This is a genomic window from Streptococcus mitis (genome assembly GCF_003942965.1).
In the GTDB taxonomy this organism is placed as follows: domain Bacteria; phylum Bacillota; class Bacilli; order Lactobacillales; family Streptococcaceae; genus Streptococcus; species Streptococcus mitis_BH.
In genome coordinates, this window is the sequence record NZ_RJOG01000005.1 from 58669 (window position 1) to 77407 (window position 18739).

An 18739-nucleotide genomic window follows, 5' to 3' on the forward strand; every position below is an offset into this window, starting at 1 on the left:
AAAGAAGATGACGAATCATCTTCTCAAAAACTATGAGTTTTTAGTCTTCTTTTTTCTTGCGAGAAAGAAGTCCAAATCCACTTAGGGCTCCAAGAAGTCCAAGCGCTGCGAGGCTAGCGTTAGCTTCGGTACCTGTGTTAGGCAATTCTTTTTGACCATCAACATATTTAGGTGTTTCTGGTTGAGCAATTGGTTGACTTGGAGTTATTGGTTGTTCCGGTTGAACTGGAGCTACTGGCTGTTCAGGAGTTGTTGGTCTTGATGGAACATTTTGTGGAGTCTGTGGTGTTTGTGGAGTTGGAGTTGGTCTGTAGTTGCTACCACCATTTCCACCACCATTGTTTGGTTGTGTCTCAGAAGCACGTTTAGGAGTTACTGTTACTGGAACTTCTAATTCGATAACTTCTCCATTTGGTAATTTCACCTTAACTTTAACCGCAGTTTTTTCTCCTGGTGTTTCTGTTGTTGGGATTTCGCCAACCTCAACAATTTCCCATCCTTTTTCTTTCGGAAGTTCGATATGACCAATAACATCTTCTTTACTAATTGGTGTTCCAACTTCTACTACGATTGGAGTTACTTTCGGAGTTACGATTACTGGGACTTCTACAGTTACCTTACGTCCATCTGGCAATTCTACTTCTACAGTTACAGATGGTTTAGCACCTGGGGTTGTAGTTGTTGGAACTTCTCCAACTTTAGTAATTTTCCATCCTTCTGGAAGATCTACATGTTTCTTAACATCTTCTGCAGTTACTGGAGTTCCTACTGAAACTACTACTGGAGTCACTTTAGGTTTAACGATCACTGGTACTTCTACTGTAATTTGTTTTCCATTTGGTAATTCAATTACAACTGGTACAACTGGTTTAACACCTGGTGTTTCTGTTGCTGGCTTATCTCCGATAGAAACGATTTTTCCACCTTCTGGGATCTTAACATTTTTCTCAACGTCTTCATTTGTGATTGGGTCACCAACATTCTTAATGATTTCGTTAATTGGTGTTACGGTTACTGGTACTTCGACTGTAATTACTTTGCCATTTGGCAATTCTACAGTGACTTTAACTGGATCTTTCTTACCTGGGGTTGTCAAGTCTGGAATGTTCTCAACATTTGTAACCTTACCACCTTCTGGGATCTTGATTCCCTTAGTGTAATCCTCGGGCGTTAACGGTGTCTTAGTGACTGGAGTTTCAATTTCCTTAACAGGTGTTACTGTTACCGGTACTTCGACTGTAACTACTTTGCCATTTGGTAATTCCACAGTGACTTTAACTGGATCTTTCTTACCTGGGGTTGTTAAGTCTGGAATGTTTTCAACATTCGTTACCTTGCCACCTTCTGGAATCGTGATTCCCTTAGTGTAATCCTCTGGTGTTAACGGAGTTTTCGTTACTGGGGTTTCAATTTCCTTAACTGGCGTTACGTTAACTGGGACTTCTACTGTAATTGTTTTACCGTTTGGTAATGTAACAGTTACCTTAACTGGATCTTTCTTACCTGGGGTTGTTAAGTCTGGTAGGTTTTCTACATTCGTTACTTTTCCACCTTCTGGAATCGTGATGCCCTTAGTGTAATCCTCTGGTGTTAATGGAGTTTTCGTTACTGGAGTTTCAATTTCCTTAACAGGTGTTACAGTTACTGGAACCTCTACTGTCACTACTTTACCATTTGGCAATTCAACCGTTACCTTCACTGGATCTTTCTTACCTGGGGTTGTTAGGTCTGGAATATTTTCAACATTAGTAACCTTACCACCTTCTGGAATAGTAATACCCTTAGTGTAATCTTCTTGTGTTAACGGTGTCTTAGTTACTGGCGTTTCAATTTCCTTAACTGGCGTTACAGTTACTGGAACATCAACAGTAATTGGTTGACCATTAGGTAACTCTACAGTTACTTTAACTGGATCTTTCTTACCTGGGGTTGTTAAATCTGGTAGATTTTCAACATTAGTAATCTTGCCACCATCTGGAAGAGTAATTCCTTTTGTGTAATCCTCTTTTGTTAATGGTGTCTTAGTTACTGGTGTTTCGATTGGAGTAGGTACTGCTTCTACAACGTTGACTGTTACAGGAATTGTAGTTGTGTAAGGAGTGTCATCACCAGGAATTTTGTATGTTACTGGTACATTAACAGTTCCTGTGTTTGTACCTTTTTCAGCTGTTAATTTAGCTAATACTTCTTCAGTTACATCACCAACAGTTACTTCTGCATCTTTTGGTAATTTATCTGTAAAGTCTTTTGCATTAACTGCTTCTTCAGCTTTAGCTTTAGCTAATTCTTTCAGTTTGTCTGGAGTTGTTCCTTTAGCTACTGTTACTTCACCTTTAGCTACTGGTAATACTGTTACTGGTACTGGTACTTTCTCAGGATCTTTAATTCCTGGATAAGTTACTGGTACTTCTACTGTTACATCTGTAGCTCCTGCTTTCCCAGCTGTTTCTGGTAATGTTGTTGGTTCTCCAACTGTTCCACCTTGTCCTGGTGTTACAGATTCTTTAACTTTATCTTTTTCAGGTGTTGTTCCTTCAAACACTACTACTGATTTTGGAGTTGAGCCAACTACTGTTACTGGTACTTCTACTTCTTTCGTTCCAATAACATTACCTTTATCATCCGTATATTCAATAACAACTGTTGCTGGTTTTGGTTTGCCTGTTTCAGTTACTTCAGCTGTTGTTGGTGTAGTTCCTGCTTTCACTTCTTTAACTTTTACAGTTACACCTTCTGGAAGTTTATCTTTTGGCAATGCAGCTACTACTTCTTCAGCTTTAGCTTTAACTGCATCTTCTAAGTTTTCGCTTCCTTTAAGAACTGTTAAACCTTCAGGTTTCACTAATGGTAATACTTTAACAACTGCAGGTACTTCCACAAGTTCATCTGTCACACCATCTTTTTCAACTTTCGCAACTACTGTTACTTTCTTATCTCCAGGTGTTGTTGTATCTACTTCACCATCTTTATAAGTAAATTTAGTTCCTTCTGGATATTGGTCAGGATCGATACTTTCATCAGCTGAAGGTTGTGGGTTCTTAGGATCTTCGAACACATATTGTGTCTTAGGATCTACTACCATTACTTTAGCTGGCACTTCTACAATTGTTTTTCCATTTAATTTAGCTACAACAACTACATCTTTTTCTCCTGCTGTTGTTGTATCAACTGGTTCTTTATATTCAAATGTAGTTCCTTCTGGATATTCTTCTGGAGTAATGCTTGATTTAACATCTGGTTGTTTCTTATCTTTGTCTACTACAACAAATTGTGGTGTGCTGTCTACTACACGTACTGTTGCTGGTACTCTTACTAATTCGTTACCATCTTTATCCGTTACGATAACCTTAACTTCTTTATCTCCAGTCGATGATGTATCAGGTTCTTTTTCATATGTGAACTTCGCACCTTCTGGATAATCTGCTGGGTCAATGCTATCTTCTGCTTTTGGAGCAGTTTTTGGATCTACTGGTACGATTTGTGGAGTACCTTCTACTACTGTTACTGGAACTTTAATGATAGTAGTTTTTTCTTCACCATTAACCATATATTTAACAGTTACTGGTACTTCCCCATCTTCTGTTAATGTAGGAATTTCTCCAACAGTCATATTATCTTTATCAAACGTTACTCCATCTGGAAGTTTGTTTGTATAAGTTTCACCAAGTGCAGCTTTTGCTTTTTCAAGAATTTTAGATTTTGCTTCTTCTTTATCACTGTTCTTAGCAACAAGAATTTCATCTGCTTTTGGTTTTGGTAGTACAGTTACTGGTACTTCAACGTTCTCTGTAATTGTAGTTCCATCTACATTGTAAGTAACTGTTGTTGGTACTTTAAGACCTGTTTGTCCAACTTTTCCATTAGTGTCAAAGATATTAGCTGCTTGTGGTTCGTTAGCCTCACCAGCTTTTTTATCGATTTCAGCTGGAGTTACATTTTCTTTAACAGTTGCTGGAGCAATTTCATCGCCTTCAAATACTACCACTGGTTTAGTTGTTGATTTAACAACGTTTACCTCTACATCAACTGTAGTTTCATAAGTTTTACCATCTGCTGTATAAGTTACAGGAACTTTAACAATTCCACGTCCATCTTCAGCAATTTTAGTAATTTCTACTTTATCTTTAGAACTAATTTTAATATTCTCAAGACTTCCAGTAGTATCTCCAAGCGCTGCTGTTGCTTTCATTTTTTCTAACAATTGAGTGAAATTAGCAGATGCAACTTCTTCTTTAGCTTTTGTGATTGCTACTTCTTTTAATTGATCATCAGTTGTATTAATTGGAACTGTAACAACAGTACTTCCTTTTAAACTATTGATAAAGATTACTTTTCCGTATACATAGTCAGGGTTGTCAGAATCTGCTAAACCATTACGATTAAATTGGTTTGAATAATCTGGATCAGTTCCTAATGCAGTGTATGAATATAATCTATTTCCTAAGGCATCAGTATCACCAAATCCACTTTTCACTGTTACTTTGAAATCAGCTGGTCCAATGAAATTATCTGAAGTTGTAAACGGAATCTCAGTTTTACGTGACCCACCTTCTGCAGCTGGCATACGATTTCCTGCAGGAACTTTATATGTGATTGTTCCACCTTGTGTGTTATCAGCTGGGTCATTTGGTGTCCAAACAATATCATTTGCATATGTATGTCCTAAATATGCACCACCACCATTAGCGTTATAGATTTTATCTTCTAATGTGACACCTTTTGGAACTTTAACGGTTACTTCTACTTTTTGTGCTGTGTAATAATCAATATTCATTCCACCAGTGTTTTTAATATCGATATCAAATACACCTTTTTGATCTTTTTCATAAATAGTATCTTTTGTATATCCATATTCACCAGTTTTATTTTCAGAACGAACATTTGTTACTACTTCCGCAGCTGGTGCTGTCGCAATACCAATTCCTCCAATAATATAACCATCTTTTAATTTGATATTATTATCATTAATTAATGAATTTGTTCCTTGTTCTCCAGCTTCGATTAATACTTTAACTTTAGTAGTACCTTCAGGAATATCATAAAGTCTATCTAAATGTGTCCAACCAGTTCCAGAATATGGCCCTTGTTCTGTTGTTAATGCACCATTTTTACCATCAACTGGTTTGATTTCAGCTCCAGTGAAAGCATCAACAATTTTCAATTTAACGCGTTCCCCAGCATCAGTTGCTGTAGAACCACCATATGCTCCACTGTGAATTAAACTTACAGTTAAACGAGAAAGTGCATTCACATCATACTCTTTAGAAAGAGTTGTTCCTTGACTACCTAATTCTAAGTAATAATCGCGATTTTTCACTTCTCCAAATGTATTATTTTGCATTCCTAGAACTCTTTTACTAGAATCCTCTGAAGCTCTTCCAGTGATTGTTGGCATTGCTAGTGGTACTAAACCACTACCATTAACGTAACTTACTTCACCTGAAGTTTGATATTTTATTAATTCACCATCATTTGTATAAACTTTAGATTTCCATACTTCACGGTCACTTGTATTACCATCTTTATCTGTAACATTTGTTACATCAAGTGGTTTAACCGCATTAACTTTGTCTCCTTTTTCAATTTTCCAACCATTTAACATACCAGCTTCTGCATCAGCTTTTGTAATAGCTTTTTCTTGCCAGTTGTATGTCGCGCTACCGATTGGGTCTTTTGCATCTGGTAGATTTTTGATTTTATTTGTTAAATCGCGTCCACTTTCATATTGTTTAGCTACAGTAAATGATTTTTTATCTGCATCTGAGAAAGTTACTTTATCTCCGAAACCTTCTTTTAAGCTTTCGAACACACCGTTAGAAGGATTATTCCCATATCCAGCATGGTTTTCACNTACTGGAGCTCCTAAATCAGCTTTTCCATCTAAGTATAACTTTAATAAATCACGTTCAGATTTAACAGCTTCTGCTTGTTGGCTCATTTCTTTAGCTGATGTTGCATCTGCCGCTTTTGCTGCTGTTGCGATACCTTCAGCTTTTTCAATCACTTTTTTATATGTATCAATTTTAGCTAAATCTTGTTTATTAGCAGTTTTTCCTTCTTCGGCTGCAAGTTCAGCTTTAATTTTAGCAATATTAGCTTCTAATTCGGGTAAAGCTGCATCTCTTACACCTTTATATTTAGTTGCTTCTCCTGCTGAATTAGCTGCAGTTGTATCTACTGCTCTAAATCCACTTTCACCTTGTCCAGGAATCGCTTGTCCATTACGTGAATCTTGACTTTTGTTTTCTTTTTCTTCTTTCTTATCTGCAGATGCTTTTGGCATACTTTCAACAACAAAAGCTTTATTCTTCAAAGCATTTGTTGACCAGTCAACATCTGTTTGTGTGGTTTTTTCATTTGAAAGAAGGGTTTGAGCCTTAGCAAGTTCTGCTTTTGCTGATTCAATAGCTGAAGCAGTCTTTTCAGTTAGAGCTGCTTTGCTGAGAGCTGCTTCCATACGAGCAATAGCTGCTTCCAACTTGCTTGTGTCAACCTTTGTAGCAGGTGCTGGAACTTCTTCCGCTTTTGTTGTTTCCGCAACTAATGTTGCTGGTTGCTCAACTGCTGGTGCTGCCGCAGTTGGTGTAGCAGTTTCAGTTGAAGCTTGAAGCTTGGTTGCATCTGCTTGATTTCCAGCATCTGGGGCTATTTGTGAATCAGATGTAGTCGTTGGTGTAACTTGAGCATCCGCCTGAACAGTTGCTGCACCACCAAACATCATGTAAGCTGCCACTGCTACAGATGCAGCTCCAAAGCTATATTTACGGATTGAAAAGCGCTGGACTTTCTGTCCATGATTTTTTTCCATTCTTGAGTACATGGTTTCTCCTTTTTCTCTCGACTTTAAATTTCTACAGTTTCCTAGAAATAGTACACAAATCTATATATTAAATTTATCCCTTCCAAGAAACAACTTTAATATTTTACCATACATAAAATCAACACGTCAACAATCATATCTAATTTATATTCAATTCCTTTATATTATTTTTGTATTCTATTGACATAAAAATGATATTCTCAGACACATTCCCTATACACTTATATATACATTGAATAAAAATACAAAAAAGAAGATGACGAATCATCTTCTTAAAAACTATAAGTTTTTAGTCTTCTTTTTTCTTGCGTGCCACAAGACCAAATCCACTTAGGGCTCCAAGAAGTCCAAGCGCTGCAAGGCTAGCGTTAGCTTCGGTACCTGTGTTAGGCAATTCTTTTTGACCATCAACATATTTAGGTGTTGTTGATTGAGCAGCTGGTTGACTTGGAGTTGTTGGTTGTTCCGGTTGCACTGGAGCTACTGGTTGTTCAGGAGCTGCTGGTCTTGACGGAATATTTTGTGGAGTTTGTGGAGCTGGAGCTGGTCTGTAGTTGCTACCACCATTTCCACCACCGTTATAAGTTTGTGATTCTGGATTAGCTTTAGGTGTAACTTTTACTGGTACTTCTAATTCAATTACTTCTCCAGTTGGTAATTTCACCTTCACTTTAACAGCTGTTTTATCTCCAGGTGTTTCTGTTGTTGGAATTTCTCTAACTTCAATGATTTCCCATCCAGATTCTTTAGGAATATTAACGTGTTTCTTAACATCATCTGGTGTAATTGTTGTTCCTTGAGGTACTACAATTGGAGTGACAGTCGGTGTTGCAATTACTGGTACTTGTACTTTAATTGTCTTACCATTTGGCAATTTAACTGTAACTGTTGCTGATGGTCTTACACCTGCAGGGAATGTTTCAGGAAGTTCTGGTTCCCCTACGATTTCCCATCCAGTTACTCCTGGGATTTCGATGTGTTTTTCTACATCTTTTTTAGTTAATTTAGTTCTTTCTGGAACGATAATTTGTGTAACTTTTGGTTCCACCACATTAACTACCACAGGAACTCGTACAATTTCTTTACCATCTTTATCTTTAACAATTACTACAGCTTCTTTTTTACCTGGTTTAGAAGTATCTACTGGTGTATCGTATTCGAAGGTAGATCCTTCTGGGTAATCAGTTGTTGTAATATTATCTTTTGGATCTGGTTTGTCACCTTTTGGTACAAGTTGTTCTTTACCTTCTACTACAGTTACTGGTACTTTTACAGTTGTTTTGTACTCTTTACCATTTACAGTGTAAATCACTGGTACTTCTACTTCTCCAACTTTTCCTGGTGTTGAAGTCTTAGGTAATGTAACATTTGTTAAATCAACTTTAACAGTTGCTCCCTCAGGAAGTTTTTTCTTGAACTCTTCGTTGTTGATTGCATTTTCTGCATCTTTACCAACTTTATCTTTTAATTCTTTTTCTGAAAGATCTTTTGGTACAATTACTGAATCTGCTGTTGGTTTTGGTAATACAGTTACTGGAACTTTAACGTTTTCTTTGAATTTACCATTTTCGTAAGTTACTGGTACTTCAACTTCAACGTCTTTATCCCCTGCTTTTCCTACTGTAGATGGTACTTTTGTAGGGTCTCCTACTGTTCCACCTTCACCTGGTTTAATACCTTTCTTGATATCTTCAGTATTTGGTGTATCACCTTCAAATACTACTACTGCTGGTGGAGTTGAAGATACAACATTTACTGGCACTTCAATCACTTTAGTGATTTTGTTTCCATCTTTATCTGTGTATTTAACTGTTACAGTTGCTGGTGTTTGTTCACCTGTTTTATCTGTTCCAGGAGTTGTTTCAACATTTGTTACTGTAACTGTTACACCATCTGGAAGACCATCAAGTTTTTTAGCTGCTTCTTCTGCTTTTTCTTTAACAACTTTTGCTAGTTCAGTCTTATCAGCATCTTTTGGTACTGTTACACCTTCTGGTTTAACTTTTGGTAATACTGTAACTGGTACTGTTACTTCTTCTTCTCCACCATCTTTATAAGTTACTTTAGTTGTAACTTTAACATCTGGAGAACCTACTTTACCTTCAGTTGTTGGGATAGCTTTGTTGATTTCATCATCAGTTACAGGTGTTTTAGTTCCATCTGTATCAGGAGTGATTGCTTTATTTACATCATCAGCTTTTGGTTTGTCACCTTCTACAACGTATACAGGTTTAACATCTGAAGCTTTGACATTTACTGTTACTGGGATTGTAGTTGTGTAGTCTTTTCCATCAACTGTGTATGTTACTGGTACATTAACAGTACCTGTGTTTGTACCTTTTTCAGCTGTTAATTTAGCTAATACTTCTTCAGTTACATCACCAACAGTTACTGTTGCGCCATTTGGTAACTTAGATTTGAAGTCTGTTGCTTCAACAGCTTCTTTAGCTTTATCTTTTGCTAATTCTTTCAGTTTGTCTGGAGTAGTATTCTTAGCTACTGTTACATCAGATTTTGCTACTGGTAATACTGTTACTGGTACTTTAACTGTTTCAGTTACTTTTCCATTATCGTAAGTTACCGGTACATCTACTGTTACATCTGTTTTTCCAGCTTTTCCAGCTGTTGCTGGTAATTCTGTTGGTTCTCCTACTTTACCACCTTCACCTGGTGTTACTGAATCTTTAGCTGTAGTTGGTTTTTCACCTTCAAATACCACTACTGGTTTTGGTGTTGAACTTACTACTTTAACTGGAACTTTAATTGTATCTTCACCAACTACATTACCTTTAGCATCTTTATATAACACTTTTACAGGAACTGTATCTTTGTCCCCATTTGAATCTGTTTTTGGTAATGTGTAAGAAGTTTCTCTTTCATCTAGTGATGCCGTAATTCCATCTGGTAAGTTTGTTAATTTACTTACTGCTTCATTTGCTTTTTCTTTTACAACATTTGTTAGAGCAGTATCATCAGTATCTTTCAATACTGTTACACCTGTTGGTGTTGCTTTTGGTAATACTTTAACTGGTACATTAACTGTTTCATCACCAGTTGGGTATTTAACAGTTGCTTTAACTGACAAATCAGTTGCTCCTACTTTAACCTTATCCGTAGGAACGTCTTTATTGATGTCAGCTTCAGTTACAGGAGTTAAATCTCCACCTTTATCAGGTGTAACTGCTTCATTAACATCAGCTGGTTTTGGTTGGTTTCCTTCCACTACATATACAGGTTTCACTTCTGAACCTTTAACGTTTACCGTCACTGGGATTTCTGAAGTATAAGTTTCACCTTCTGGAGATGTAAATGTTACTGGAACTTTTACAACTACTGGTTCACCTTTTTTACTTGCTAAATCAGCAGGAATTTCAGGAACTTCTCCTACAGTAACTTTATATCCTTCTGGTACTTTTGAAGGGAAGTCAGGAGTTTTAATTAACTCTTCTGCTTTAGCTTTCAGAGTTTCTTTAACTTTATCCGGAGTAGTTCCTTTAGGTACGTCAACTTCACCTTCTGTTCTAGGAAGAACAGTGACTGGTACTGTTACATCTTCTGTAACTTCAGTTCCATCTACATTGTGAGTAACTGTTGTTGGAATCTTTAATCCTGACTCTCCAGCTTTGCCAGTAGTTTTGAAAATATCACTTGGTTTTGGTTCATTAGGAGTACCTTTTTTGCCATCAATTGTAACTGGTTCAACTTTTTCTTTAACACTTGCTGGTGTAATTTCATCACCTTCAAATACTACAACCGGTTTAGTCTTAGACTCAACAACGTTTACTTCGATGTCAACTGTTGTTTCATAAGTTTTACCATCTACTGTATAAGTTACAGGGACTTTAACAACACCACGTCCATCTTCAGCAACTTTCGTAATTGCGATATCATCTTTATTAACAAAAGTTGAACCATTAGTGTCACCTAATGCAGCTGTACCAGTAACGTCTGTTAATAATTTTGTGAATTCTGGAGATTTAATCGCTTCTTGAGCTTTCGCATAAGCAATTGCTTTTAATTGTTCATCAGTTGTGTTAATTGGTACGGTAATGACTGAGTTAGTTTGTAAACTATTAATGAAGATTTCTCTACCATATTTGTGGTTTGGATCATCTGAATTTGCTAAACCATTACGGTTAAATTCATTTTCATAAGCTGGTTTTAAACCATTTGCAGTATATGAGTACAGTCTGTTACCTTCTGCATCCGTATCTCCAAAACCACTCTTAACTGTTACTTTAAAGTCAGCTGGTCCTACGAAGTTATCTGCTGCTGTAAATGGAATACTTGTTTTACGAGAGTTTGTCTCTGCAGCAGCCATACGATTTCCGGCTGGTACGTTATAAGTTAATTTTCCACCTTTTGAGTTATCACTTGGATCGTTAGGAACCCATTTGATTGTATTTGCCCAAACATTTCCTAACCAGTTTGATCCACCGTTAGCATTGTAGATTTTATCTTCTAACGTTACACCTTTAGGAACTTCTACTGTCACTTCAACATTTGATGCAGCATAGTAGTCAATATTCATTCCACCAGTGTTTTTAATATCGATATCAAATACACCTTTTTGACCTTTATCATAAATTGTATCTTTTGTATATCCGAATTCAAAACTTTTGTTTTCTGAACGAACATTAGTTAATACTTCAGCAGCTGGAGCAGTTGCGATACCAATACCACCGATTAAGTAACCATCTTTAATATTGATTTTGTTATCATTAATTAAACTATTTGTTCCTTGACTTCCTGCTTCAATTAACACTTTAATTTTAGTTGTTTCAGCTGGAATGTCATAAATACGGTCTAGGTGGTTCCATCCGTTAGCAGCAAGCGCAGCTTGTTCAGTTGGTAAAGGACCATTTTTTCCTTCAACTGGTTTGATTTCTTTACCAGTAAATGCATCTACGATTGTTAATTTAACTCTTTCACCTGAAGATGTTGATGTTGAACCACCGTAAGCAGCACTGTGAATTAAGTTAACGTTTAAACGAGAATTTCCATTTACATCAAATTCTTTAGAAAGTGTTGTACCTTTACTTCCTAATTCTAGATAGTAATCACGGTTTTTAACTTCACCGAACACATTTTTTCTCATTACATCAATTGTTGGAGTTACTGAAGGAACAGCACCACTACCATTAACATAACTTTTTTCACCTGAAGTTTGGTATTTTTTTAATTCTCCATCGTTTGAATAGATTTTAGATTTTGGAACTTCACGTGTACTTGGTTGTCCATCTTTATCTGTAACATTTGTCACATCAAGAGGTTTAACCGCATTAACTTTGTCCCCTTTTTCAATTTTCCAACCATTTAACATACCAGCTTCTGCATCAGCTTTTGTAATAGCTTTTTCTTGCCAGTTATATGTTGCACTACCGATTGGATCTTTTGCATTTGGAACATTATTTACTTTATTAGTAATGTCACGGCCACTTTCGTATTGTTTAGCAATTGTTTCTGATTTTTTATCTGCATCAGTGAATGTTACTTTGTCTCCGAAACCTTCTTTTAAGCTTTCGAATACACCGTTTTTAGGGTTGTTACCATAAGCAGCATGGTTTTCACTAACAGGAGCACCTAATTCAGTTTTTCCAGCTAAGTAGAATGCCAATAAATCACGCTCAGATTTTACTGCTTCTGCTTGTTGACTCATTGCTTGAGCTGATGTTGCATCTGCAGCATTTGCTTTCGTTACTACGCCATTAGCTTTTTCAATAACTTTAGTGTAAGTATCAATTACTGCTTGATCTTTTTTATTCGCATCTTTTGCTTTTTGTTCATCAAGTTTAGCTTGAATTTTAGCAATATTTGCTTGTAATTCAGTTAAAGCGTTATCTCTTTCACCTTTATATTTAGCTGCTTCTTCTGCCGAGTTAGCTGCAGTTGTATCAACTGTTCTAAATCCACTTTCACCTTGTCCAGGAATGGCTTGTCCATTACGTGGATCTTGGTTTTTATTTTCTTTTTCTTCTTTCTTGTCTGCAGTTGCTTTTGGCATACTTTCAATAACGAAAGCTTTACCGTTTACTGCTGATGTAGCTTTTGCTACTTCTTCTTTTGTTGCAGCTTCATTTGCAACTACAGCTTTTGCATTTGCTAATTCTGCTTTTGCAGACTCGATTGCTGAAGCTGTTTTTTCAGTTGATGCTGCTTTTTCTAAAGCTGCTTCTAAACGAGCAATAGCTGCTTCCAACTTGCTTGTGTCAGCTTTTGGTGTTTCTGCTGGGGCTGCCTCAGGAGCTGGGGCTGCCTCAGGAGCTGGAGCTGCTGGAGCTGGTGTTGCTGGAGCTGGTGTTGCTGGAGCTGGGGCTGCTGGTTGCTCAGCTGTTGGTGTAGCCACAGTTGATGCAGAAGTTTCAGTTGAATCTACAGGCTTGCTTGAATCTGCTTGATTTCCAGCATCAGAGTTAACCTGTTCGCTAGTCACTGTAGGTGATGTACCATGCTCTTGAGCCTGAACAGTCGCAGCCCCGCCAAACATCATATAGGCTGCTACAGCTACTGATGCTGCACCAAAACTATACTTACGGATTGAAAAGCGTTGGACCTTTTGTCCGTGGTATTTGTCCATTCTTGAATACATATTTTCTCCTTTTTAAATAATTAAATAAATTTTAATTGCGGAATTACACCCAAGTATTTCAAAAAAACCTCCATTTCCAGCTTAATTTTATACATAAAAGCAGCTACACTTAGGTACTTAATCCCTAATTTACATTATAACATTATTTTAATTAGAATATCTAAGTTTATATGCGAAATATGTAGGAAATTTTGATATATATATATATATATTAATGTGTTTTCTAGAAATTTTATTCTAAAAAAATAAGAGGCCGATATGACCTCTTACTTTGATTTTTTTATTTACGGTTTAATACGGTGCAACATACGTGGGAATGGGATAGCTTCACGGATGTGTTTTGTTCCTGCTGCAAAGGTTACCATACGTTCAATACCGATACCAAATCCTCCGTGTGGAACTGTACCGTATTTACGAAGGTCAAGGTAGAATTCATACTCTGTACGATCCATACCAAGTTCATCCATCTTAGCGACAAGGGCATCGTAATCTTCCTCACGCATAGATCCACCGATGATTTCTCCATAGCCTTCTGGAGCAAGCAAGTCTGCACAAAGCACGCGCTCTGGATTTCCAGGAACTGGTTTCATGTAGAAGGCCTTGATGGCTGCTGGATAGTTCATGACAAATGTTGGCACACCAAAGTGGTTTGAAATCCAAGTTTCATGTGGCGAACCAAAGTCATCACCATGCTCAAGATGTTCGTAGTCAGCATCTTCATCATTCTCATGCTCTTGCAAGAGGTCAATGGCTTGATCGTAAGTAATGCGTTTGAATGGCTCTGCAATGTATCGTTTCAAGAGTTCTGTATCACGTTCCAATGTTTCCAGGGCTTGAGGAGCACGGTCAAGAACACCTTGAAGAAGAGCTTTTACATAAGCTTCTTGCAAGTCAAGCGACTCATCGTGTGTCAAGTATGAGTACTCAGCATCCATCATCCAGAACTCAGTCAAGTGACGGCGTGTTTTTGATTTTTCAGCACGGAAAACTGGACCAAAGTCAAAGACACGGCCAAGGGCCATAGCTCCTGCTTCCAAGTAAAGCTGACCTGATTGGCTCAAGTAAGCTGGCGTTCCAAAGTAGTCAGTTTCAAAGAGTTCAGTTGAATCTTCTGCCGCATTTCCTGAAAGGATTGGGCTATCAAACTTCATGAAGCCATTCTTGTCAAAGAACTCATAAGTTGCATAGATGATAGCGTTACGGATTTGCATCACAGCTACTTGCTTACGAGAACGGAGCCACAAGTGACGGTTGTCCATCAAGAAGTCTGTTCCGTGTTCTTTTGGTGTGATGGGGTAGTCTTGAGATTCACCAATCACTTCGATGTCTGTGATATCAAGCTCATAACCAAACTTAGAACGTTCGTCTTCTTTGACAATACCTGTCACATAAACAGAAGTTTCTTGGCTCAAGCGTTTGATAACATCAAACTTCTCAAGTCCCACTTCTTCACCAAATTTTTCTACAAAGTTTGGTTTAAAGGCCACACCTTGGAAGAAAGCTGTTCCATCACGCAATTGCAAGAAAGCGATTTTTCCTTTTCCTGATTTGTTGGCAACCCAAGCACCAATCGTCACTTCCTGACCAACATAGTCTTTTACATCAATAATAGTTACACGTTTTGTCATTGTTTTTCCTTTTCTTTTTTTATTCTTTATGGCAAACCACTTCTATATTGTTCCCATCTGGGTCCATCATAAAAGCAGCGTAATAAATCGGTTGCTCACTGCGATAACCAGGAGCCCCATTGTCTCGCCCACCTGCCTCTAAGCCAGCCTCATAACAAGCCTGAACCTCTTCCTTATTTTCTGCTAAGAAAGCAAAGTGAATAGGATCTTGTGTCCCCTGAGCCAGCCAAAAATCACCACCAGGATGAGGGCTGTTCGGGGATAGAAAACTGATTAGAGAAGTAGTCTTAAAAGCCAATTTATAGCCCAAAGGAGCGAGAAATCTCTTATAAAATCCTTCTGAAATTTGTAAATCCTTTACCTTAATTTCAAAATGATCAATCATTCTCACTACCCATAAATTCTTTCAAGCGTTTAACTGCTTCTTTAAGCGTATCTAGATCTGTCGCATAGCTAAGACGCACATTTTCTGGTGCTCCAAATCCTGCTCCTGTTATGAGTGCCAAACCAACTTCCTCAAGAATAGCTGTTGTAAAGTCAGTCACATCCGTATAGCCTTTCATCTCCATGGCCTTTTTGACATTTGGGAAGAGATAGAAGGCCCCTTGCGGTTTGACCACTTCAAAACCAGGGACTTCACACAAGAGGGGATAGATGGTATTGAGACGTTCCTCAAAAGCTTGACGCATAACTTCCACAGAATCTTGCGGTCCAGTTAGGGCTTCGATGGTTGCATATTGTGAAACAGCAGTTAGGTTAGAAGTTGTTTGACCTGTCAATTTGCTCATAGCAGCAATGATTTCTGGATCACCCACTGCATAACCTACCCGCCAACCCGTCATGGCATAAGCTTTTGATACACCGTTAATGACAATGGTTTGCTTACGAATTGCTTCTGATAGACTTGAGATTGGAACAAATTCATTTCCATTATAAACAAGGCGACCGTATATATCATCAGCTAAAATCAGAATGTCATGCTCAACTGCCCAATTTCCGATAGCTAGTAATTCTTCACGAGTATAGATCATACCAGTCGGATTAGATGGTGAATTGAGAACCAAAACCTTTGTTTTATCTGTCCTAACTAGTTCTAGTTGATCCACTGTGACTTTAAAATCATTGTCTTCTTTAGCTTGAACAAAGACTGGAATCCCTTCTGCCATCTTGACCTGATCTCCATAACTAACCCAGTATGGAGTTGGAATAATAACCTCATCTAAAGGATTGATTACAGCCATAAAGAAAGTATATAGGGAGAACTTGGCACCTGTAGCAAAGGTAACCTCGTTACTTGCGACAGAATAGCCATAGTAGCGCTCGAAGTAGGTATTCACCGCAGCTTTTAATTCTGGTAGGCCTGAAGCTACTGTATAGAAGGAAGCCTGTCCTTCTCGAATAGCTTTAACTGCTGCATCCTGAATATTTTCAGGGGTGTGAAAATCTGGTTGTCCCAAGGTCAAGAAAAGGACATCCTTACCTTGAGCTTTTAATTTTTTTGCTCTCGCATCACTAGCTAAAGTGACACTTTCTTCCATTTCTAAAACACGGTTGGATAGTTTCATAGGCCCTCCTTATTGACCAATGCTCCTGTTTCAAAATCTACTAGATAAAAATCAGAGCCTGACTTGACTTCCCAGATTGGCTTGTCTTGATAACGGCCAAAGGTAATCTTGTCAATCTCGCCAGCTCCTTTTTCCTTAGAAACGGCTTCCGCTTTTTCTTGTGAAATACCCTGATTTAGTTGATAAACGTAAATCTTATGGTCATCTTTTCCAATCAGGACAGCAAGTGCTTCTTGTTTTTTATTACGACCAAGAATGCTATAATAGGATTCCAAGCCATTGTATAAGTCAACCTGATCAGCCTGCTCTAATCCTGCATACTGCTGAGCTAATTTTTCTCCTTCACTTTTAGCTGTTTGATAAGGTTTCATACTCAGAAACACTAGATACAGAAAGGAAGCACTGATAACCACAAGCAAAATCGTCATCCCTAGACCATACTGCCACAGTAGATTATTTTTTGCTTTGTTTTGTCTTTTTTTCACTCGTCTATTTTACCATCTATTGGGCTTTATTACAAGTGAATGCAAGAACAAACCTATATTATTTCTTCCTTCAAAGCAAACCGATTTTTCTTGATTAAAACCGAGCAAGAAAAGTAAAGACGGCTCCAAAATCAACCTATTAAAAAACCTGAGCTTGACACTCAAGTTTTCGTAAGTTTTTTTGATCTATGGAATCACTTTATCATCCATTCTTTTAGCCAATTTTCCTAAAAAGACAGGCAGTAGAAGGCTAATCAATACTAAAAATAATCCTAGATAAAGAAATGTTAGCACAAAGCCTAAATTGTCAATCAACCACCCTGTCAGCGGGAAGAACACAATCATACTTAGGCTAAACATCATAGAGTAGACACTTAGCATGGTTGCCCTTACTTCACTTGGGAGCCGCTCTTGCAAATCATTGTCAAAAATCGGCTGAAAAAGAGCATATAGAGCATTACTAATCAAATAAATCAAAATATAGATTAGAGGTGTCCCAAAGTAGGACAGCAGGTAGGTAACTCCAGTCAACAGGACGAGGATAGGGAAAATCTTCAAGGCAGCATATTTCTTTCCAAGCTTACTCGCTAGATAGACTGCGAGGATATTCAAGAGACTTCCAAGTAGCATAACTGCTGAAATTTGCCAACCACTTAAATCTGGTAACTGATTTTGATAGTAAAAATAAAACATGCACATGAGTGTTCCGACAATCTGAGACAAAATCATCCAGTTGAAGAGCATGGGATTTCGCTCCAACTCTTCCTTAACAGTCCAAATAATCTGTTTCATCGTCACACTATCAGCTTTTTCTACCTTGACACTGGGTTCTTTCAGCATCCAAATCAGGAAAAGAACTATGATAGAAGTGGCAATCATGATATAGTAGGTCAGGTGCAATTGACCATGGACAAAAAATCCCGCCAACACTGTCCCCAAAGACCGAGTTCCTTCTGCTACTCCTGACATAAAGCTTGAAATGGATAGATAGCGCTCCTTCAGCCCAGCCTCCACAGCTGAATCATAAACCATTGCTGCACTCGTCCCCGAATCAAAATTATAAGACAAGGCACTCACAGCCATAGCTAGCGCATAAATCCAAAAATTTCCCTGCCCAGCCAACATAAGAATAGAAGACACAATCCCTGCTATTCGACTTAAATAAAGATTGGTCTTATAGGAATAACGGTCAGCTAACATACCAGATGGAATTTCACAGAGAAGACTGGTCGTATGAAAAATACTCTCCAAAAGTCCAATCTGCCAAAGAGACATTCCATTTTGACTAAGAAAGAGAATCCAAAAACTGGTAATCCCTAAAAATGCAAAAAACTCAACCCCGGCCATCAGGCCAATATTCTTCCGATAATTTCTTATTAACATCTTTTCTCCTTTAACAAGTGTATTATTATTTCTTTTGTCCGTCACTTGTTAATCTGTGCCTTACATGATCTCCACCCCTTTTTAGAAGCACTCTTCAATGCCATTATTATTCCTTTAATTATTTATGAAATGATACCGGAAAATAGCCGTTCTGCAGTTTCTATTGCGAGTTTTCTTGTTTATTTTAGCACTTATGTCATCATATTACAAGAGAATATAGGAATGCTCTGCGAAAACCAAATGCATTTCAGTCGCAAGTGACTAGAGTT

The 18739-nt window shown here is 37.7% G+C and carries 7 protein-coding genes; all 7 read right to left on the bottom strand.

Features of this window, described 5'->3' with window-relative positions; all coding sequences use genetic code 11:
• Positions 1–40: 40 nt before the first annotated feature.
• Positions 41–6820 carry a Rib/alpha-like domain-containing protein gene (locus D8837_RS02490; RefSeq protein WP_125456090.1) on the bottom strand — a complete coding sequence of 2260 codons (6780 nt, stop codon included), beginning with the start codon at positions 6818–6820 and terminating at the stop codon, positions 41–43.
• 289 nt (positions 6821–7109) lie between these two features.
• A complete protein-coding gene (locus D8837_RS02495) occupies positions 7110–13409 on the bottom strand; it encodes a YSIRK-type signal peptide-containing protein (protein ID WP_260468863.1) in 6300 nt (2099 codons plus the stop codon).
• 284 nt (positions 13410–13693) lie between these two features.
• Complete coding sequence (gene asnS, locus D8837_RS02500) at positions 13694–15037, bottom strand: asparagine--tRNA ligase (protein ID WP_000167160.1); 1344 nt, start codon at positions 15035–15037, stop codon at positions 13694–13696.
• A gap of 19 nt (positions 15038–15056) precedes the next feature.
• Positions 15057–15422, bottom strand: a complete 366-nt coding sequence (locus D8837_RS02505) for a VOC family protein (protein ID WP_125456091.1) — start codon at positions 15420–15422, stop codon at positions 15057–15059.
• Positions 15415–16602, bottom strand: coding sequence for a pyridoxal phosphate-dependent aminotransferase (locus D8837_RS02510; RefSeq protein WP_125456092.1), 1188 nt, complete (start codon positions 16600–16602; stop codon positions 15415–15417). Before D8837_RS02510 ends, D8837_RS02505 begins: the two co-directional genes overlap by 8 nt.
• Complete coding sequence (locus D8837_RS02515) at positions 16599–17087, bottom strand: DUF5590 domain-containing protein (protein WP_000747270.1); 489 nt, start codon at positions 17085–17087, stop codon at positions 16599–16601. The genes D8837_RS02510 and D8837_RS02515 overlap by 4 nt, the downstream gene beginning before the upstream one ends.
• Positions 17088–17273: 186 nt before the next feature.
• Positions 17274–18470: an MFS transporter gene (locus tag D8837_RS02520; RefSeq protein ID WP_125456093.1), complete on the bottom strand. Its 1197-nt coding sequence runs from the start codon at positions 18468–18470 to the stop codon at positions 17274–17276.
• Positions 18471–18739: the final 269 nt, after the last annotated feature.

Bases quoted from the DNA above. Each gene is read 5' to 3' on its own strand.
- D8837_RS02495 (WP_260468863.1), bottom strand. From the start codon at position 13,409: ATGTATTCAAGAATGGACAAATACCACGGACAAAAGGTCCAACGCTTT.
- asnS (WP_000167160.1), bottom strand. From the start codon at position 15,037: ATGACAAAACGTGTAACTATTATTGATGTAAAAGACTATGTTGGTCAG.
- D8837_RS02510 (WP_125456092.1), bottom strand. From the start codon at position 16,602: ATGAAACTATCCAACCGTGTTTTAGAAATGGAAGAAAGTGTCACTTTA.
- D8837_RS02505 (WP_125456091.1), bottom strand. From the start codon at position 15,422: ATGATTGATCATTTTGAAATTAAGGTAAAGGATTTACAAATTTCAGAA.
- D8837_RS02520 (WP_125456093.1), bottom strand. From the start codon at position 18,470: ATGTTAATAAGAAATTATCGGAAGAATATTGGCCTGATGGCCGGGGTT.